Source organism: Enterococcus sp. DIV0421, assembly GCF_051713745.1.
GTDB lineage: Bacteria > Bacillota > Bacilli > Lactobacillales > Enterococcaceae > Enterococcus_D > Enterococcus_D casseliflavus.
In genome coordinates this window covers 448,761-467,662 of record NZ_JBIOQM010000001.1, presented here as the reverse complement: position 1 = coordinate 467,662, position 18,902 = coordinate 448,761, and the positions used below count along the sequence as shown (strand labels likewise).

General features: G+C 41.9%; 18 protein-coding genes and 1 tRNA gene. 10 read left to right on the top strand and 9 right to left on the bottom strand.

Annotated elements, in window-relative coordinates; genetic code table 11:
• Position 1: 1 nt before the first annotated feature.
• On the top strand, positions 2-754 hold the full coding sequence (gene aroD / locus IGI96_RS02190; protein WP_005229128.1) for a type I 3-dehydroquinate dehydratase: 753 nt from the start codon (positions 2-4) through the stop codon (positions 752-754).
• A 50-nt stretch (positions 755-804) separates the two neighbouring features.
• Complete coding sequence (gene ybaK, locus IGI96_RS02185) at positions 805-1,296, top strand: Cys-tRNA(Pro) deacylase (RefSeq protein ID WP_086338014.1); 492 nt, start codon at positions 805-807, stop codon at positions 1,294-1,296.
• 55 nt (positions 1,297-1,351) lie between these two features.
• Here ybaK and IGI96_RS02180 read toward each other — a convergent pair whose 3' ends face one another.
• Positions 1,352-2,389 (bottom strand): tagatose 1,6-diphosphate aldolase, encoded by a 1,038-nt coding sequence (locus IGI96_RS02180; RefSeq protein ID WP_086338015.1) that lies wholly within the window; start codon positions 2,387-2,389, stop codon positions 1,352-1,354.
• Positions 2,390-2,526: 137 nt separating this feature from the next.
• A complete protein-coding gene (locus IGI96_RS02175; protein WP_438784806.1) occupies positions 2,527-3,789 on the bottom strand; it encodes an NAD(P)/FAD-dependent oxidoreductase in 1,263 nt (420 codons plus the stop codon).
• Between the two features lie 160 nt (positions 3,790-3,949).
• Here IGI96_RS02175 and gdhA point away from each other — a divergent pair, with 160 nt between their 5' ends.
• From gdhA to IGI96_RS02160, 3 genes are all read left to right on the top strand, one after another.
• The gene (gdhA, locus tag IGI96_RS02170) at positions 3,950-5,299 is read left to right on the top strand and encodes an NADP-specific glutamate dehydrogenase (RefSeq protein ID WP_010749697.1); all 1,350 of its coding nucleotides are present in this window, start codon (positions 3,950-3,952) and stop codon (positions 5,297-5,299) included.
• Positions 5,300-5,401: 102 nt separating this feature from the next.
• Positions 5,402-6,748, top strand: a complete 1,347-nt coding sequence (locus IGI96_RS02165; RefSeq protein ID WP_438784805.1) for a glucose-6-phosphate isomerase — start codon at positions 5,402-5,404, stop codon at positions 6,746-6,748.
• A gap of 361 nt (positions 6,749-7,109) precedes the next feature.
• Entirely contained in the window at positions 7,110-7,319 is a 210-nt protein-coding gene (locus IGI96_RS02160) for a hypothetical protein (protein WP_005229136.1), read from the top strand.
• A 61-nt stretch (positions 7,320-7,380) separates the two neighbouring features.
• Here the strand turns inward: IGI96_RS02160 and IGI96_RS02155 are convergent, their stop codons facing one another.
• The 4 genes from IGI96_RS02155 to IGI96_RS02140 all read right to left on the bottom strand — a co-directional run bounded on the left by IGI96_RS02155 (position 7,381) and on the right by IGI96_RS02140 (position 11,369).
• Positions 7,381-9,183, bottom strand: a complete 1,803-nt coding sequence (locus IGI96_RS02155) for a glycerophosphoryl diester phosphodiesterase membrane domain-containing protein (protein ID WP_086338017.1) — start codon at positions 9,181-9,183, stop codon at positions 7,381-7,383.
• A 172-nt stretch (positions 9,184-9,355) separates the two neighbouring features.
• Positions 9,356-9,955: a TVP38/TMEM64 family protein gene (locus tag IGI96_RS02150; RefSeq protein WP_005229140.1), complete on the bottom strand. Its 600-nt coding sequence runs from the start codon at positions 9,953-9,955 to the stop codon at positions 9,356-9,358.
• Between the two features lie 188 nt (positions 9,956-10,143).
• Positions 10,144-10,614 (bottom strand): threonine/serine exporter family protein, encoded by a 471-nt coding sequence (locus IGI96_RS02145; RefSeq protein ID WP_016608602.1) that lies wholly within the window; start codon positions 10,612-10,614, stop codon positions 10,144-10,146.
• Positions 10,611-11,369 (bottom strand): threonine/serine exporter family protein, encoded by a 759-nt coding sequence (locus IGI96_RS02140; protein ID WP_010749694.1) that lies wholly within the window; start codon positions 11,367-11,369, stop codon positions 10,611-10,613. Before IGI96_RS02140 ends, IGI96_RS02145 begins: the two co-directional genes overlap by 4 nt.
• Before the next feature lie 278 nt (positions 11,370-11,647).
• On the opposite strand from IGI96_RS02140, the gene IGI96_RS02135 reads away from it, so the two are divergent.
• Positions 11,648-12,214 (top strand): TetR/AcrR family transcriptional regulator, encoded by a 567-nt coding sequence (locus tag IGI96_RS02135; RefSeq protein ID WP_010749693.1) that lies wholly within the window; start codon positions 11,648-11,650, stop codon positions 12,212-12,214.
• An 84-nt stretch (positions 12,215-12,298) separates the two neighbouring features.
• Positions 12,299-12,386: transfer RNA gene (locus IGI96_RS02130), tRNA-Ser, on the top strand.
• Positions 12,387-12,601: 215 nt separating this feature from the next.
• Here IGI96_RS02130 and IGI96_RS02125 read toward each other — a convergent pair.
• A complete protein-coding gene (locus IGI96_RS02125; protein WP_086338018.1) occupies positions 12,602-13,261 on the bottom strand; it encodes an Ltp family lipoprotein in 660 nt (219 codons plus the stop codon).
• Between the two features lie 225 nt (positions 13,262-13,486).
• Here IGI96_RS02125 and IGI96_RS02120 point away from each other — a divergent pair, with 225 nt between their 5' ends.
• Positions 13,487-13,678 carry a hypothetical protein gene (locus IGI96_RS02120; protein WP_254907816.1) on the top strand — a complete coding sequence of 64 codons (192 nt, stop codon included), beginning with the start codon at positions 13,487-13,489 and terminating at the stop codon, positions 13,676-13,678.
• A gap of 59 nt (positions 13,679-13,737) precedes the next feature.
• On the opposite strand, the gene IGI96_RS02115 is transcribed toward IGI96_RS02120, so the two are convergent.
• Entirely contained in the window at positions 13,738-13,887 is a 150-nt protein-coding gene (locus IGI96_RS02115; RefSeq protein ID WP_005229155.1) for a hypothetical protein, read from the bottom strand.
• Between the two features lie 466 nt (positions 13,888-14,353).
• Here IGI96_RS02115 and asnB point away from each other — a divergent pair, with 466 nt between their 5' ends.
• Entirely contained in the window at positions 14,354-16,249 is a 1,896-nt protein-coding gene (asnB, locus tag IGI96_RS02110) for an asparagine synthase (glutamine-hydrolyzing) (RefSeq protein ID WP_010749664.1), read from the top strand.
• A gap of 55 nt (positions 16,250-16,304) precedes the next feature.
• Here the strand turns inward: asnB and IGI96_RS02105 are convergent, their stop codons facing one another.
• Positions 16,305-17,108 carry a Cof-type HAD-IIB family hydrolase gene (locus IGI96_RS02105; RefSeq protein ID WP_005229159.1) on the bottom strand — a complete coding sequence of 268 codons (804 nt, stop codon included), beginning with the start codon at positions 17,106-17,108 and terminating at the stop codon, positions 16,305-16,307.
• 261 nt (positions 17,109-17,369) lie between these two features.
• On the opposite strand from IGI96_RS02105, the gene IGI96_RS02100 reads away from it, so the two are divergent.
• Positions 17,370-18,809, top strand: coding sequence for an NCS2 family permease (locus tag IGI96_RS02100; protein ID WP_005237180.1), 1,440 nt, complete (start codon positions 17,370-17,372; stop codon positions 18,807-18,809).
• Positions 18,810-18,902: the final 93 nt, after the last annotated feature.

The following is an 18,902-nucleotide window of genomic DNA, read 5'->3' as shown; positions in this document are numbered from 1 at the left end:
GATGAGCCGATCAAAACCAGTAACGTTAGACGGGAAAACACCGTTGATTTGTGTGCCATTGATTGGGAAAACCAATGAAGAGATCTTGAAACAAGCCATTGCTGCTGAGGAATCAGAGGCACAGATCGTCGAATGGCGTGTTGATCATTACAAACATGTCGAAGACCAGCAAGCGGTCTTAGATGCGTTATCACATATTCGCACGACATTAAAGCACAAAGAGCTGCTCTTCACTTTTCGAACCTTGGAAGAAGGGGGCGAGCGGGCGTTCACATTGACCCAGTACAAAGAATTGTGTTTAGCTGCTGCTGATTCAGGCTTGATCGATTGGATCGATGTCGAATTAGAGAAAGCTGAATTTTTAGGTCGAGCCTTTATTCAAGAAATCAAAAAGGCACAGGTAAAGCTGATATTGAGCAATCATGATTTTGAGAAAACGCCAGAAGATGCTGTGTTGATTTTAAAGATCGGCGTAATGAATCAATTTGGTGCCGATGTTGGTAAGTTAGCGATGATGCCCAAGCAAGTCCAAGATGTTTTGCGTTTGATGGGGATCATTACTAAAGCGCGTGGCTTCAACCAACTGCCGTTGGCGATCATGTCGATGGGGGAGCTGGGGAAAATCAGCCGGGTTAGTGGGGCATTGACTGGTTCGGTCTTTACTTTTGCTTCGTTGCAAGGTGCTTCAGCACCTGGACAAATACCGATCGAACGAATGACCAACTACTTACAAGAATTTTCACTCAATGAGTAAGACCAGCCAAGGCCTTCTCTTAAAAGAAACCAAAACAAAAGAGGGATAAAATGGCGAAGAAGAAACAAAAAACCAATGCGATCCGTCAAGTAGAACAACAGAAAATCGCTTATAACGAATACACCTATGAGTGGTCGGAAGATCATCTCGATGCGCAATCCGTCGCTGCACAACTAGCACGCCCGCAAGCCATCTACAAAACGCTGGTGGCAGTGGGCAACAAAACAGGTCCGCTGGTGGCTGTGATTCCTGGAAACAGAGAAGTGGATCTGAAAAAGTTAGCAAAAGTCAGTGGAAACAAAAAAGTAGAGATGCTGCATCTGAGAGATTTAGAAGAAACGACTGGCTATATTCGCGGCGGCTGTTCGCCGATCGGGATGAAAAAGCTCTTTCCTACTTATATTGATCATAAGGCGCAGACACTGGAAGAAATCGTGGTTTCTGCAGGAAAGCGCGGGTTGCAGATGGGGCTTGCCCCACAAGCGTTGCAACAATTGACTAGGGCGGTCTTTGCCGATTTGTTGGCACCTGAACACGAATAAAAAATCCCCGTGAACCATCTTGAAATGCCGTTCACGGGGATTATTTTGTACTATTTTATTCCATTACTTCAATATCGAAAACCTCAATATTTTCTAAACCACCATAAAAGTCAAACCACGGAGTGGCATATTGTTTTAGAATGGCGTTTAATTCTTCAACATTTTCTTTCCCTTGGGTGTCCAGCCATTCCAGTAATGCTTTGGCGCCTTGCTTCCCATAGATTTCCACACTATCGCGCCAAGTTGCTCGTCCACCTAAGATTCCTGAGAATTTAGCACCATGTTGACCAGCAAAGGTCAATTCATCGCGAAAGACATTCGCTGGGACACCCGCACTCAAATAGATAAATGGTCGCGTCGCAGCGTCACTAGCTTCTTTGAAGTAATTGGCAGCTTCTTCTTGCGTATAGACGGCCTCTAAGCCTTCTTTTTGGAAACCTTCAACTAAGTCGAACTGAACCGGTACTTCGACTTTCAAAATATCGATATGGTAGTGATCTTTCGTCAGTTCCTGAATGGTTCGGATGACCTTGCTCGGTTTGATCTTGGCAAAAGCAGGTGATTTGTCATCTGTGATCTCATCGTCGTAAACGATTGGCTCTACAAATAACGGAATATCGGCCGCTTGTGCCTCCGTACCTAAACGTTCTAAAAACGCATGTTTGGTATCTAAAATCTCTTGCGGTTCATCTGGATTATAATAAATCAAGACTTTCGCAGCATCTGCCCCTTTTTTCACTAAGCGCTGCAGCGATTCATTGGGTAGAATTTCTGGTAAACGACCCGGCGTATTGACATCATACCCTGTTTTTTCATAGGAAAGGATCAAGCCAGCGGTGGGATTCTTTGCTTCGATCCCTAAGAAGCCATATTCCTCGTCTAACAAAATACTGCTGACATATTTGGTCAATTCTTGGGAAACCAACTGCTTGAATTCATAAATGTGTTCCATCGTAAAGTCATCCGGTCCAGTTGCCGCCTTCATCATTTTTTTCATGGAACCACGTTGGTCGATCGCTAGTGCGGCAATCACACCATCCTCATTTGAAAGTTTTTGCATTCGTTCAAATTTACCTCTTGAAATTCGTTTCATTAAAAAAACCTCCCTCGATCTTGCTATCTTTAGTCTACGCCTACTTTGAGAAAAACCCAACTAATAAGCAAAAAGAGAGGAGACCCAGGTGTTGGTAGCAACGGCAAGGATATTGCTGCCAACACCTGGGTCATCGATCAATAACTGAAATAACTAGCTGTTTCTGCTGCGTTTTTCCCTGAAACATGTCCAGTACAAAACGCTGCTGTAATGTTGAAACCACCTGTATACCCATTGATATCCAATAATTCACCAGCAAAATACAAGCCGTTGATTTTCTTGCTCTCCATGGTTTTTGGATTGATTTCTTTCAGATGGACCCCGCCACCAGTCACGAAAGACTTTTCTAACGGGAACGTGCGAACGATAGTGACTGAAAAGCCTTTGATCAAGGAAGCGAGCACAGCCAACTGTTCTGGTGAGGCTTTTTCAGCAACCAGCTCATGCAGGTCTAGCTGCTGCAAAAAGAAGGTCATCAAGCGCTCAGGCAAAAAGCCAGCTAAAGCATTCGGCAATTGTTTCTTCGAAGCCGCAGACTGAATCAATTCCTGGGTCAAGGCTTCATGGGATTTTGCTGGCAGACAATCCAGAACAACCGTCACGGGTTGTTGCTTTTTCAATTCTTGGTTCACAAAAGAGGAACAGCGTAAAGCAGCTGGACCAGATAACCCAAAGTGGGTAAACAAAAGATCCATGGTATGGGCGACGATGGGCTTTCCTTTTTGATCCAAGACACTCAACGTGATGTCTTGCAAGGAAATGCCTTGCAACGTCCGCTCTTGAATAAAGGAGTCTTCTGAAACAAGCGGCGATTCGGTTGGATAAAGTGGCGTAATGGTATGGCCGACTTTTTTTGCCATCTTATAGCCGTCCCCCGTTGCGCCCGTGGAAGGATAGGTGCGGCCACCTGTCGTCAAAATCACACTAGGGGCAGAGAACTCATCGGTTTCGGTTCGCACGCCGCGAATTTGACTGCCGTCATGGATCAGCTTTGTGACGACCGTGTTCGTCAATAGGGTGACGTGATGATCGTTGATTGCTTGAAGCAACGCTTCGACGATGGTTTTTGATTTGTTCGTCACAGGGAACATCAGTCCGTGGTCTTCTTCTTTTAAGACGACACCTAAGTCTGCGAAAAACGCCATTACATCATAATTATTGAATTGAGAAAACGTGCTATACAAAAACTTGCCGTTTCCTGGAATATGAGCAACTAAATCATCTACCGGCCGATTATTGGTTACATTGCAGCGTCCGCCGCCAGTCATCAATAATTTCTTGCCGATTTTTTTGTTTTTTTCGATTAATAACACCCGCGCACCTTGTTTGGCAGCAGTGATCGCAGCCATCATGCCGCTCGTACCTGCACCAACAACAATGACATCATAGGTTTTTTCCATTCTTTTCACCTCTTTGGGATTGTAACATATCGGCTATGAGTGCTGAAAGGATTGGTCGATTTTTTTCGAATAATAAAAAATTCTGACAATTCTAAAAAAAAGCGTGCAATTTCAGAAAATTTCTTTAAAATAGAAAATATCTTAAAGGAGGTAATGCACTATGACCAAAGCTTCAGCTTACGTGAAAGAAATTCAAGCGAAGATTCATGAGAAAGACCAACACCAACCGGAATTTCTTCAAGCAATTGACGAATTTTTGCCTACGATCGTTCCCTTTTTAGAGGAGCATCCAGAATATATTGAATCAAATATCCTTGCACTCTTAACTGAACCAGAACGTTTTATCCAATTCAGAGTCCCGTGGCAAGATGATCAAGGCAACTGGCAAGTAAACCGTGGCTATCGGATTCAATTCAACTCGGCAATGGGGCCTTACAAAGGCGGCTTGCGTTTTCACCCAAGTGTAAACTTGAGTATCTTGAAGTTTTTGGCGTTTGAGCAAATCTTCAAAAACAGCTTGACAGGTCTGCCGATCGGCGGCGGCAAAGGCGGAAGTGATTTTGATCCAAAAGGCAAATCCGATGCCGAAGTGATGCGTTTTTGCCAAAGCTTTATGACGGAGCTGTCAAAACATATCGGACCTGACTTAGATGTTCCTGCTGGCGACATTGGTGTCGGAGGCCGAGAAATCGGCTATTTGTTTGGTGCCTACAAACGATTGAAACAATACGATGCTGGTATTTTAACTGGTAAGCCATTAGACTTCTGGGGCAGTAAAAACCGCACAGAAGCAACGGGTTATGGCGCCGTTTATTTCGTTAAGCATTTATTGACAGACCTAGGTGAAACCTTTGCAGGCAAAAAAGCGATCGTTTCTGGAAGCGGCAATGTTGCGATTTATGCAATTGAGAAATTGCAAGAATTAGGTGCGATCCCTGTCACGTGTTCTGATTCCTCTGGTTTTATCTATGATAAAGACGGCATTGATCTGGCCTTGTTAAAAGAGATCAAAGAAGTGAAGCGTGAACGGTTGACGGCTTACGCCAAGGAACGTCCATCAGCCGAATATCATGAAGGGGCATCTGTCTGGGATTTTGATACACCAGCGGAATTAGCCTTTCCTTGCGCGACCCAAAACGAGATTGATCTCTCACAAGCCAAACGTGCAAAAGCCAATGGTGTCCGGGTCGTTTCTGAAGGCGCGAATATGCCTAGCTCATTAGAAGCAGCAGAATATTTTATTGAAGAAGGAATTTTCTACTGCCCAGGAAAAGCAGCCAATGCTGGCGGCGTAGCCGTTTCTGCGTTAGAAATGAGTCAAAACTCCCAACGACTGCAATGGGAAAAAGCTGAAGTCGATGCCAAATTGGACGATATCATGAAGTCGATCTATGAAGCATGCCGTGATACTGCTGAAACCTTCGATCAAAAAAATAATTTTATGTTAGGTGCGAACGTCGCAGGCTTTGAAAAAGTTGCTAAAGCAATGTTTGCTCAAGGACTTGTCTAAAATCACCCAACAGGCTACCTATCAGGAATTACTTGAAAAAAGTTGAAAAAAAACGTAAAGTAGGTAGTGTATGAAAAACTATTTTTTCAAGGAGGACAAATCATGTCACACATCAAGTTTGACTATTCGAAAGTAGCACCATTCGTGAACGAATACGAATTGAGCTACATGCAAAGTCAAGTTACAGCAGCAGACAAACAATTACGCGAAGGAACAGGTGCTGGTAGCGACTTTTTAGGTTGGATCGACCTTCCTAAAAACTATGACAAAGATGAATTTGCGCGTATCAAAAAAGCGGCTGAAAAAATTCAATCTGATTCTGAAGTATTAGTCGTGATCGGGATCGGCGGATCTTATTTAGGAGCGAAAGCAGCGATTGATTTCTTAAATCATTCTTTCTTTAACTTGCTACCAAATGAAGAACGCAAAGCACCACAAATCTTTTTTGCAGGTAATTCGATTTCTTCAACATACTTAGCAGATTTGATCGAAATCATCGGTGACCGTGACTTTTCTGTGAATGTGATCTCAAAATCAGGAACAACTACTGAGCCAGCGATCGCTTTTCGTGTTTTCAAAGAACGTTTGATTGAAAAATACGGCAAAGAAGAAGCCAACAAACGGATCTACGCAACAACGGATAAAGCGAAAGGTGCAGTAAAAGTTGAAGCAGATGCTGAAAACTGGGAAACCTTTGTGATTCCAGATGACGTCGGCGGCCGTTTCTCTGTATTGACTGCTGTTGGTTTATTACCAATCGCTGCCAGCGGAGCGGATATCGATGCCTTGATGCAAGGGGCAGCAGATGCTAGCGATGCTTACGCAAGTGACGACCTTAAAAAAAATGAAGCGTATCAATATGCAGCAATGCGTAACATCCTTTATCGTAAAGGCAAAGTAACCGAATTGCTGATCAACTACGAACCAGGCATGCAATACTTCTCAGAATGGTGGAAACAATTATTCGGCGAGTCTGAAGGAAAAGACCAAAAAGGGATCTATCCTTCAAGTGCAAACTTCTCGACAGACTTGCATTCTCTTGGTCAATACATCCAAGAAGGCCGTCGCAATATCTTTGAAACAGTTGTTAAAGTTGAAAAACCACGCAAATCAATTGCGATCCCTACACAAGAAGCAGATCTTGATGGTCTTGGCTACTTAGAAGGAAAAGAAGTTGATTTTGTTAATACGAAAGCCTTTGAAGGAACATTACTTGCACATACAGATGGGGATGTCCCAAATCTGTTAGTAAAAATTCCTACAATGGATGCGTACACGTTAGGTTACACCATGTACTTCTTTGAGATCGCTGTGGGTATCTCTGGCTACTTAAATGGCGTGAACCCATTTGACCAACCAGGGGTTGAAGCGTACAAGAAAAACATGTTCGCCTTACTTGGCAAACCAGGTTTTGAAGATCTTGCAAAAGAATTGAACGAACGTCTATAATTCGATAAAGAAACGCCTTGAGCCAGTCTGATTGGCTCAAGGCGTTGTTTTATTTTCGTATTTGTTGTGCTACTAGATCGTTGGGCCAATAAATCAGCGGTCTTCTTTTAATCCCCAAAGCAACGCAGCAGACAATAGTCCAAAGATACAGGTTTGAATAATTGGCATTTTGCTCATCTCCTTTTGATTTCCTTTAGTATAAAATGCTTTTTAAGAAGTGGCACGAACAAACCAGTGTGTTTCAACGAACGAAACTGTCATTTCTTGGTGACAAATGCGTGATGAATCGAAATAAAACGTTTTCAATTTGATGCTTTTTTGTTATTATATCTTTAAGAAAGAAAACGGTTGAGGTGAGGATATGGAGAATATTACGATCGGTGAAAAATATGTCTGCCAACCTGTCGGGGCGAGCAAGCCTGTGATTGGTGTGGTGGAAAAACTATACGTAAATACGGCGTTGATCGTCGTTTCAAGTTATGAAGAAGAAGATCAAGCACAAGTAGAAGCTTGTAATCGTCGGATGATCGTCAGTTTCAATAAAATTTGTACGCAAACGAACGTTGCCTAACCAACTAGCAAAAAATGCTGCTCAACGGAACACCGTGAGCAGCATTTTTCTTCGTGTGAGATCAGCCAACGCCGATCACAAAATTCAATAGTTTGTCTGAATAAGTCATATCTTCTTCCGTCACACTCAACTCTTCATTTAAGATCCCCATCTGGTCAGTAATGATCCCGTCCACGCCGTAAAAACGCATCCGGCTGATAGTATCCGCATCATTGGGGGTCCAAACGAACACTTCCTTGCCATCGGTTCGGGCAGAAGCGATGAAGTTGCGGTTGATCGTACTGTATTCCATCGTCAGAAAATCAGCACTGGTCAGTGGTGGCCCCACGACATTGAAGGGCATGATGTATCCTGAAATCAATTGAGGCGCCTGCGCCTTTAATTCCTCAACAACTGTATAGGAGAGACTTTGCATAATATGACCATTTGCAAGGAGGTCCTCTTGATATCTTGCTAAAAAGGCCTTTACAAGTTCCGTGGTATCTTTTCGCTGCGTTTTGATCTCCACCAGCAGTTTTTGGTCCAATTGGTTGGCAAGTGCCAAGTATTCATCAAAGGTTGGAATACGTGCTGTCTGGTTGTTTTCCGAAACTGTCAGTGATTCGGCGTAACTCAAAGGCAATTGCTCTGGTTTGCCATGACCACCTGTCAACGGACGGTAAGAAAAATCATGATAGACAATAAAATGACCATCACTGGTTTGCTGGACGTCCATTTCAACATAATCCGGTTGGTACTTCTCGCTAGTAAAGCGTAGTGCTTCAAGAGAATTTTGGACCCCTTGTCCGTCGCTGACCCCTCGATGGGAGATCGTTACCGGATGGATCGAAGCAGCTGAAGTCAGATAGTTCATATTATATAGACTAACACCGACACCGAAAAGCACCGTTACCAAGGTAAACAACGAACTTTTTAGACCTAAGAAATGACGCTGGCTCAATGGCTCTTGGTGGAACCATGAAGGAATCTCTGGTAAAAAGCCTTCATCATCCATGAAATCAACGATGATGTAAAAAATGGCTACCGTCGATAAAATGACATTCAGTAACAAGATAAACTGCAAGAAAGTCATAATAAAAACAGCACTATACAACGCATAGTCCGGTGTAACAACTTCAATCACCGCCTGAATGGTAATCAGCAAAGTGAAGCCCAGTGTCGAAATCAACAAGATGCTGCCGCCGATAAAGACAAATTGACCAACGATGGCAAAAAAACGGCGTTTTGTTACTTGGAGGCTTTCTTTGATCGCTTTTCGAAAGGGCAGATCACGTAATATCATTTCTGGCAAGGCAAAGATCACGCGAATCCCCAAGTAAATCAACAAAACATAAACCAACAGCACTGCCCCGATGATCAAGACACGGTTGGCAAAAATGAAATCCATGATAAATGCGGGAATTTTGATTTTTGCGAGTAAATCAGAATTAAAACTCAACCCACCGATCGGTAAAATCAGTAAGAAGTAAAACAGGAAAAATAAAAAGGTCATCGGCCGTAATTTACGCAACTGCAAAACAGTCATCCGTAACAATTGCCGCAAGCTGATCGGCTGTTTCTTTTTAATAAAATAGACACTTAGCAGCAAAAAAGTAAACTCAAAAAAGACGGCTAATAAAATCAAAAGTAAAATCAGTGTTAATGAGAGCAGCACGACTGGGTGGTCGGTAAAGATACTGCCAATATTATCAAAAGAAAGGTAAGGCAAGCCCCCACGTTTTAAGACGAACTTGGTGGAAGCCGATAAGATTGGGATCACTAAGAACAACAAAGCACCGTGCATCAGTAACACATCACGGAAGTAGGCGTTGCTGTCTTTCAAAAAATCCCAAGTGTTGACTAAGCTGTTTTTTAAATAATTCATGGTCGTCATCCTAACAAAAGTAAGTATTTTAGTTCCTATTTATTCTAGAAAGGCGGAAAAAAAGAGTCGAACAGTTTCAGAAGCACATTCGCCACAGGTATAGATCCCTGTATGAAAAGCAGCTCCTTCATGTTCGGCTCAATGAATTGATCGTTTTTCTTACCTATTTTTCTTATCCGCCTAACAAACCAGTTAAGAATGTTCCACCATAAATCAAAGCCATGCTGTACAAGAAAATTGAAGCAGGTTTTGCCAACAAAATAATCAACGTAAATTTCTTCACTGTCATGTTGGTCAAGCCAGCCATTAGACAAAGGGCATCATCTGGGGCGACTGGTAGAAAGATTGCAAGGGCGAAAAGTTTTTCAAATCGGCTTTGGTTATCTAACCAGCCAATATATTTATCGTAAGTTTTGTCACTGATCATACTTAAAATGAATGGTTTACCGTATCGTCGGCCTAGCAGGAAAATAATGACAGAACCAATACTGATTCCTACATAGTTATAAACGAATCCTAGATAAGGACCGAAAATCAAGACACCTGCAGCGCTGGAGACACCACCGGGAATGATCGGGATCACTACTTGCAAGATCTGCAAAAGGATAAAGACGATTGGTCCTAAGATAACGGAATTTCCAACTAGACCTCGCAGTGCATTAATGTCTTTGAAAACACCTAGATTGATAAAATAGATCGTTAATGCGATAGATAAACCTAAGCCAATAATAGAAATCGTATTAATGATACGACGAGAAGTTGCTATGCTCACAGGACTTCATCTCCTTTATGTTTCATAATCCCACTATACGGGGTGAGACCAGAAAAATCCAGTAAAACAAATGACAAACGTCAAACAGTTTTGTAAGGTATGCCTTTATTATAAAAGAAGTCCGAAAAGAAAACATTGTACTAAAGTCTGAAATAAGAAAAATTTATAGTTTCTGCGCACCAATAGTTTCAGGAGATTTTTTTATCTGAGGGATGTTTTTTCGTTCGCTTCATTTGCCAACGATTAACGATCTTTTCAACCACACTTGTCATCATGAAGCCTCCAGCGATCGCCCCAGCGGTGATGACAACGATCATCAGATTTTCAAAGCCGACAAAGTTGTCGCCCAAAGCGAATTCTCGAACGGCTTTGTAGGCAGGACCACCCGGTACGAGAGGAACGAGGCTAGGAATGTTAAAAATGATCATGGGCATTTTTTTTCTGCGGGAAAAAAAGATGCTGACGCAACCGACGGCAAATGCGGCTAAGAAGTTGGCGCTGCCTAGACCGTAGCCAATCGTTTTCAATGACCAATAGATCATCCAGCCAACCGTTCCAGCAATGCCTGTTGCAACTAAGGCTCTTTTAGGAATATTGGTCAAGATACCAAAGGTCACGGTGCTTAAAAAGCTAAAGGAAAGGTGAATAAAAATCGTCATGAGATCCCTCCAAATAAGGTGAAGACCGTGGCGATGCCAACACCGATCGCGGCAGCTGTGAAAATAGCTTCAGTTCCCCGAGCAGTCCCACTGATGAGATGGCCTGCCAAAATATCCCGAAAGGAATTGGTGATCGCTACACCAGGAACTAAGGGCATGACGGCACCGATAATCAAATTATCGACGTTTTGTGCGACATGAAGAGAGACCGCTAGAAGAGACAAAGTACCGATCAGTAAAGAGGCGCAAAACATATCCAAAAAGCGGATATCTATGACTTTTTTGACCCAATAGGCGCATAAAAATCCCAGACAGCCAATGACAAACGTTGCTAGAAAATCAAACCAAGCACCGCCGAAAATAATCATTAAAGTACTGCTGACCACGCCCGCACTAAACACCTGCAGCCAATAAGGAAAACTTGGTGTCGTTGGATTGACCTTTTTTAATGCCTCGTGCAGTTCCACTAACGAGATTTTTTTTTCAGCATAGGCACGAGACAATCCGTTGACGGCAACAATTTTTTCGAGATTGATGACTCGATCATGAACATTTTCTACTTGTGCATAGTGGCTACTGCGTAAGCCCATAAAAAGTCCAGTTGCTGTTACATAACTAATGCTGCCTTGCTCTCCGGCATTTGCTGCAATTCGATTCATTGTATCTTCCACTCGATAGACTTCCGAGCCGTTTTCCATCATGATTTTTCCTGCCAACAAACAGGTCTCCAATAATAGCTCTTTTGATTCAGCCATTTCCAAACTCCTTTTTCAATCGAATTTGCGCACTACATTCTTAGTGTACAATTTCAGCGAGTTTTCAACAAGGAAGAAAAGTAGATTTGAAAAATAACTAGCAGTCAATGCGTAGGATTTTTTGTGATAAATGAAAGGAGAAGTACTTCTTTTAATTAGTAAACATTCGTTTTTAATGAACAAAGTGAATAGAAATAAGATAACGGATGGAGTGTTTTATTTTAAAAAAATGAATATCTCGGTTACAATTAAATAAATATAAAAAGGGGGATTTATTGATGCGAAGGAAGGTCTATACAAGAGAACACATTTTGAAGGCCGCTTATGAACTGATCAATAGAGAAGGTTTTGGCAATTTTACGGCCCGGAATATCGCTAAGCACATGGGAATTTCTACTCAACCGATTTATCTTGAGTTCGAAAATATGCAGGACTTAAAAAATACCTTGGTGGAGGCTGTTTTCAAAGATTTATCGGAAAATGTTTTTCCAGTTGTTCGAACAGGAGACAAACTTGTTGATTTAGGCCTGAATTATATACGCTTCGCTCAAGAGCAGCACAATCTCTACATCGCCCTTTTTATCGACGACTATGGCGGTGGGAAATTGATGCATGATTTTTCATCGACCTATTTCAAATCCTTGATCAAATCAGAAGAAAAATATGCGGATCTTTCAGAAGATGCGGTAAATGCACTACATAATGGCGCATGGATCGTTGTGACTGGTTTGGCTTCCTTAATGTCGGCGGGTATTATCACACCCACCGATGACCAGATCATCAAAATCATCAACGAGACTATTGAAGGCGTAATCGAAAAGAAAGATAGCTACATCTTCGATTAAAGAACAAAAAATCTGCATCCCATTACTTATTGGGTGCAGATTTTTCTTGACATTTTTAATAAAACTAGCGAAAATAACTGTTATGGAGAGTTGGCAGAGTGGTAATGCAGCGGACTCGAAATCCGCCGACCCGGTTCATCCCGGCGCGCAGGTTCAAATCCTGTACTCTCCTTATATCAACGCTTTGGAGCGTTTAGCCTATCTTTCGAGATAGGCTTTTTTGTTTGTTGTGGGCAGAAAAATGGGCACAGAAGCTAACTGACTGCCGAGCTTGATCGATGACCATCTGAAAAACCCTCAGCCTAGACTCGATCTGGAAATCAACAGAAATGTACACTAATTCGTCGAACCCTTTTTTGCTTGTGGTCCTGCAACAAACGAAAAGAATCAATCGGGCAAACGCGCTAAGGCGTATTCAATTTGTTCAGAAGTAAAGCCTTCAAAAGAAAGTTGGCTCGCCACACGCTCATCTGATAAGGATAAATTTTGCGAGTAGCGAATTGCTTTTTTCAAAGCTTGCTCGTTCCAATCGGCATCCACGGTGGCTACGGCAAAGTCTGCTGCGCTCTCAGAAAAATCTTCATAGAGTAATTGACGTTTCAAGCTCGACTGAGAAAACGCATTGCTGGATAAGTATCTTTCTGCACGATTCAGTGCATTTCTTTCTTCACGAGAAAGTTGAGGTGTATGTTGCTCGTTGTTTGCGGGTTCTTCTTGTTGCGCGCTGCTTGCTTCGTTGTTGCCAGCTGTTTGTTCTCCTTGTGGTTGTTCCATGGAAGCAGTGGCATCGCCAAAGGATTCATTTTTCCTTGCTTCGTTACGTAAAGAAAGGCTTAATTGGGCAGTGATGCTATCGAAAGACGTCACATCTTGGTAGAAGGACAAGCCACCATACGAAAACAAGACAATAAAGGCGGAAGCGACAATGAGAAAAACATTTCGATCTCGTTTGTTTTTTTGAGTTATCAACCCAATATAAAATAAGATAATGCCAAAAATGAAACCGATCAAACCGATAAAAAACAAACCAGCGAAAAATGTAGCCATAAGCATCCCCCCTAATAAAACAGTTTCCTAAAGTTAATAGTACTATGTCTGGAATCAGAAAACAGATTTGTCTTTTCATGAATAGAGGAAAAGAATGATTTGACAAATGTAACGTGTATGCTATTAATGGATCATTCATATGTATTAAAGAAGTGACGCTCAAGAATTACTGGTAAAATCGCTAGTAAACGAAATGAAAGTACAGTTGTATCAGTAGGAGGGAAGATGATAGATTTTCAAGAAAAAGATTACTTTATGCGTTACACAAAAGTTGCGGCACAGGGATTGAGCAAATTTATTACGCAAGGATCTGTTGATGAAATCTTACAGCTAGATGAAAAGCAAAGTGGACAGAAGCAAGAAGCGGATACTGCAAAAGACAAAAGCGAGCCAAAAAACAAGAAAGCACCTAGCTAATTTTTTCCTTAGCGAGGTGCTTTCAGTACGAATCGGTATCCTTCATTTGGATAAACTCCTTATGCAGTTTTTTTCAATTCTTGTACAGCTTGCTCGATCGTAATTCCAGTCGCAAAATGATTCGCATCTTTTTTATCGAAAACGATAAATAAATTCAATTTGGTATCCAGAGTTACACGATATTGTAGATCTGTGTTATAGAATGTCATAGTCATTCTCCTTTCTTAAAACTTGTCATTGAAAGGCAACGGTTAGTTGATAACGAAATTCCATAGTTAGAATAACACTTTTTTTCACATTCGTCCAATAAAACTATCAAACGAACGAATCTGACTGATCCTTTTCAAGAAATCAATGCCTGAGAATGGCAGCAAAAGAAGTTTCCTGGAGTCAGTAAATTCGGGAAAAGTATCTTTGTATATTTTCAGAAAAATAGAATTCATAAAAAATTTCTTAAGAATTTTGAGGATAGCTATTTTCTTAGATAACAAATTTGTAAGATTGAGAGTATGAGTTGGTTGGAAACCTTGATATCATAAGGTTTATCTCCAAATTATGTTTTGTGCAAAAATATATTGATTGTATTTTTTTGAAAAAGAGATCGTATCTCTTGAATTCTATGGTATGATTTACTTTAGAAAAATGAAAATGGATTATGAAAACGGATGTGAAAATATGTGCGGAATTGTCGGCTTTGTCAATTCAAAAGACCAAAAAGAAATCATTATTGAACGCATGATGGACCGGATCGTTCATCGCGGACCAAACAGTTCAGGAAAATTTACCGACGACCAAGTAGCGTTAGGGTTTCGTCGTTTATCGATCATCGACTTAGAAGGTGGCTCACAACCGATTTTTAACGAGGATCGAACAAAAGTCATTATTTTTAATGGGGAAATCTATAATTTTCAAGTGTTGCGGGAAGAATTGATCCAAGCGGGTCATGTTTTTTCTACCCATGCGGATACCGAAGTAGTCTTACATGGCTATGAGGAGTGGGGCATTGATGTTTTGCAGCGCCTGCGGGGAATGTTTGCTTTTGCCATCTGGGATACTCAAAAACAAGAGCTTTTCGGCGCACGGGATCACTTTGGGATCAAACCATATTACTATGCGCAAATGAATGGCAGTTTTATGTTTGGTTCTGAAATCAAGAGCTTTTTGCCACATCCAGATTTCAAGAAAGAGTTGAACCAAGAGGCATTGAAACCTTATTTGACGTTTCAATACTCGCCTTTGAACGGAGAAACCTTCTTTAAAGGCGTTCATCGTTTGCAAGAAGGGCATTATTATTTGTTTAATGAACAGGGATTGACGATCAAGCAGTATTGGGATGCAGATTTTTCAGTGAAAGAAAATCATTCAAGAGAAGAATGGGTCGACAAAATCGATCAAGCAGTCCAGGAATCAATTGCCGCTCATCAAATCAGTGATGTTGAAGTCGGCTCATTTTTATCCAGTGGTGTCGATTCAAGTTACGTAGCTTCTGTCTTGCGACCAGATCGCTCGTTTTCAATCGGGTTCGATGACAAAACCTACAACGAAGCGATCGAGGCCCGCAAATTGACGGAAAAACTTGGTTTGAACAACACAGCAGCGGTCATCGATGGTGAAATGTCCTTTGAGGCATTCCCGTTGATTCAGTATCACTTGGACGAACCAGATTCTAACCCAAGCTGTGTCCCTTTGTACTTTTTAGCCAATCTGGCAGCACAGCAAGTGCGAGTCGTTCAATCAGGGGAAGGGGCAGATGAATTATTTGCCGGTTATGCTGCTTATGGCTTCCACACAAACTCTAAAGCGGTGCGCGTTTTTGCCCAAGGGTTGAAAAAATTGCCACAAAACATCCGCTTTCGTTTGGGACGTCAAATCGGCAAAATGAAAAACTTCCATGGTCGAATCCATCTTTATGAAGCCACGGCACCTGCCCAAGACTTCTTTATCGGGCAAGCACTGGTCTTTGAAGAAGAGGAAGCATTGCAGCTTTTAAAACCAACGTATCAAAAAGGACCCTCTGTTGCTGAAATCGTTGCGCCTCATTACGAGAAAGTCAATGGTCTCAAAGACGAGGTCAATAAGATGCAATATTTAGATCTTCATCAGTGGATGCCGAAGGATATCTTGTTAAAAGCAGACAAAATGTCCATGGCGAGTTCCTTGGAATTACGTGTTCCTTTATTGGATATCGAGATGCAGAAGTTGTCGCAAACGATCCCGACGAAATATTTGATCAATCAAAACAACACCAAAGATGTGTTTCGACAAGCGTCAAACCGTCATTTGCCAAAAGAGTGGGCAAACCGTGAAAAACTCGGCTTTCCTGTACCTATCAAGGCATGGCTGAAAGAAGGAACAGGGTATGAAGCAGTCAAGAGCCTTTTTGAGTCAGACTTTGCGGCAACCTTCTTCGATCAAACAGCAATTTTACAAATGCTTGAAGACCATCGCCAAGGAAAACCGAATCTTCAGCGAAAAATCTGGACGATCTTTACGTTCTTGACCTGGTATAAAGTATTCTTTATTGATGAATCGATTCCAGAAGCCAAAGAAATCGTTTATGAAACACTTTGATTTGAATATGGCAGCAAAAAAAAAAGCTGATGCGGACATCCCGCATCGGCTTTTTTTATAGACCTAAATATTTTTCCAAGTAATCGACCATGCCATCTTCCGCATTGGTTTTGTCGGTAACATCATTGGCGATCGATTTTAATTGTTGCGTGCCATTCGCCATGGCAACGCCCCAGCCCGCATAATCTAGCATCTCCAAATCGTTGTGTTCATCACCAAAAGCGATGATATCTTGTCGATCCAAAGACAAAGAATCCGCGATCACCGAAAGACCAAGTGCTTTATGGACCCCTTTTGGTACGATCTCTAAGATAGCTTGAGGTCCGCCCCATGTTCGAACATCGACCGCATCGTCGAATTGATCCTTGATACGTAAAGAAACAGATTCTGCTAATTCATTTTCGGTTTTCACCAGTAATGAAGTGGGGTCCGTTTTTAAATTTGCTAATAGATTTTTTTCGGAAGCATTGCCCGAAAAGAAAAAGTGCTGATCAAATCCGCTTAGGTCGTCAATGAAAAAGGTTTCGCGATTTTCTGCTGCCACAAACGTCAGCCCCAGCTGCTCTTTTTGCGCCATGAGCTCAAACGCAATTTCTCGAGAGATCGAGTGCTCCATTTCATTTGCCCAGACTTGTCGAGGTTTATGGACCAACCCGCCGTTAAAATTGACCATTGGTGTTGTGAGCGCCAATTCTTTATAGAACTGATCGCTCATACGAAAAGGTCTTCCTGTAGCGATGGTAACAAAGTGTCCCGCTTTGGTGGCGCGAACCAGTACCTCACGTGTGCGAGGGGAAAGTTGGGATTCAGTATTTAAGGTTGTGCCATCTAAATCAATGGCGATGATTTTTGGTTTCAAAAGACTCGCTCCATTCTCTTATGGTAGTGGCTTAAGTGTAACATATTTCTGTCATTTCACAATACAAGTAAGTTTTCGATAAGTTTTCATAATATTTACAAAGCAAAACACGAACATTAAACGTTTTTGGTTCGTTTTATTCGGAAAAAGGTTTGAAAAGCGAAAATTATTCCCTTATAATTTGTAATTGTTCGATGAAAAGCGCAATTATTCATTTTTTCTTTTCATAGAAACGATTAAAGTTCAGGAGTGAAACATAACATGGAAAAGTTTTTCAAATTAAAGGAGAATAAAACGACGGTTTCCACAGAAGTGATGGCTGGGGTCACCACCTTCTTCGCGATGAGTTATATTTTGTTTGTGAATCCGACGATTTTATCTGCTGCAGGCATGCCGTTTCAAGCTGTTTTCTTAGCAACGATCATCGCTTCAGTGATTGGTACCCTGATCATGGGCTTATTTGCAAATGTGCCTTACGCGCAAGCACCTGGAATGGGCCTTAATGCATTCTTCACCTTTACCGTCGTTTTTGGTTTGGGGTATACGTGGCAGCAAGCATTAGCGATGGTTTTCATCTGCGGCTTGATCAACATTTTTATCACGGTCACTCGTATCAGAAAAATGATCATCCATGCGATTCCAGAAAGCATGCAGCATGCAATCGGCGGCGGGATCGGGATCTTTGTGGCTTATGTAGGGATCAAAAATGCCAACTTGCTAAACTTCAGTGCAGACACTGCGGCAGTGACGGGTTCAGTTGTCGACGGTGAGACGATCGTGAGTGCCAATTTTAATGGGGGAATCGTCCCAGCTTTGGCGAATTTCAATAATGCACCTGTTTTGTTAGCAGTGATTGGTTTAGTAGTGACTACTTTATTAGTGGTGAAAAATGTTCGTGGGGCAATTATTTTTGGTATTTTAGGAACGACGATCATCGGTATTTTGATGGGTGTGGTGGATTTAAGTGCCATTGATTGGCACGGGAACTCATTAGGAAGTTCCATCAGCGAACTAGGCATCACATTTGGCGCTGCGTTTGGCTCTGAAGGAATGGGCTCACTATTCAGTGATTCTGCCAAAATCCCTCAAGTAATCATGACGATTTTAGCGTTTAGCTTATCAGATGTCTTTGATACGATCGGTACCTTTATCGGGACTGGACGTCGTACAGGGATCTTTTCGAAAAAAGATGAAGAAGCGGTTGAAAACAGTAACGGGTTGAACACGAAGATGGATAAAGCCCTTTTTGCAGATGCCGTAGCCACTTCTGTAGGTGCCATCGTAGGGACCTCAAATACAACGACTTATGTGGAATCAGCAGCTGGTATCGGTGCTGGTGGACGCACGGGCTTGACTTCTGTTGTAGTGGCAGCACTCTTTGCAATCAGCAGTATCTTTTCTCCACTGATCTCAATCGTTCCCGCACAAGCGACAGCACCAGCGTTGATCTTAGTTGGGGTAATGATGATGGCTTCGTTTGCAGACATCAAGTGGACCGATCTAGAAGAAGCAGTTCCCGCTTTCTTCGCGTCTATTTTTATGGGCTTGTCTTACAGTATTTCCAACGGGATCGCTGTTGGTTTCATTTTCTACGCATTAGTGAAAGTAGTGAAAGGAAAAGCCAACGAAGTGTCTCCGATCATCTGGGTCGTCAATGCGTTGTTTATCCTAAACTTTGTCATTTTGGCTTTGATCAGTTAAGTTTAATGAAGAAAATCTTTCTGTATGTTACCTGCAGAAAGATTTTTTTATTTGATTATTACTCACGATACGGTATAGTATTTGTGAAAGAAG

Excerpts from the sequence above, each read along its gene's own strand:
- aroD (WP_005229128.1), top strand. The coding sequence starts at position 2 with ATGAGCCGATCAAAACCAGTAACGTTAGACGGGAAAACACCGTTGATT.
- ybaK (WP_086338014.1), top strand. The coding sequence starts at position 805 with ATGGCGAAGAAGAAACAAAAAACCAATGCGATCCGTCAAGTAGAACAA.
- IGI96_RS02180 (WP_086338015.1), bottom strand. The coding sequence starts at position 2,389 with ATGAAACGAATTTCAAGAGGTAAATTTGAACGAATGCAAAAACTTTCA.
- IGI96_RS02175 (WP_438784806.1), bottom strand. The coding sequence starts at position 3,789 with ATGGAAAAAACCTATGATGTCATTGTTGTTGGTGCAGGTACGAGCGGC.
- gdhA (WP_010749697.1), top strand. The coding sequence starts at position 3,950 with ATGACCAAAGCTTCAGCTTACGTGAAAGAAATTCAAGCGAAGATTCAT.
- IGI96_RS02165 (WP_438784805.1), top strand. The coding sequence starts at position 5,402 with ATGTCACACATCAAGTTTGACTATTCGAAAGTAGCACCATTCGTGAAC.
- IGI96_RS02160 (WP_005229136.1), top strand. The coding sequence starts at position 7,110 with ATGGAGAATATTACGATCGGTGAAAAATATGTCTGCCAACCTGTCGGG.
- IGI96_RS02155 (WP_086338017.1), bottom strand. The coding sequence starts at position 9,183 with ATGAATTATTTAAAAAACAGCTTAGTCAACACTTGGGATTTTTTGAAA.
- IGI96_RS02145 (WP_016608602.1), bottom strand. The coding sequence starts at position 10,614 with ATGACGATTTTTATTCACCTTTCCTTTAGCTTTTTAAGCACCGTGACC.
- IGI96_RS02140 (WP_010749694.1), bottom strand. The coding sequence starts at position 11,369 with ATGGCTGAATCAAAAGAGCTATTATTGGAGACCTGTTTGTTGGCAGGA.
- IGI96_RS02135 (WP_010749693.1), top strand. The coding sequence starts at position 11,648 with ATGCGAAGGAAGGTCTATACAAGAGAACACATTTTGAAGGCCGCTTAT.
- IGI96_RS02125 (WP_086338018.1), bottom strand. The coding sequence starts at position 13,261 with ATGGCTACATTTTTCGCTGGTTTGTTTTTTATCGGTTTGATCGGTTTC.
- IGI96_RS02120 (WP_254907816.1), top strand. The coding sequence starts at position 13,487 with ATGATAGATTTTCAAGAAAAAGATTACTTTATGCGTTACACAAAAGTT.
- IGI96_RS02115 (WP_005229155.1), bottom strand. The coding sequence starts at position 13,887 with ATGACATTCTATAACACAGATCTACAATATCGTGTAACTCTGGATACC.
- asnB (WP_010749664.1), top strand. The coding sequence starts at position 14,354 with ATGTGCGGAATTGTCGGCTTTGTCAATTCAAAAGACCAAAAAGAAATC.
- IGI96_RS02100 (WP_005237180.1), top strand. The coding sequence starts at position 17,370 with ATGGAAAAGTTTTTCAAATTAAAGGAGAATAAAACGACGGTTTCCACA.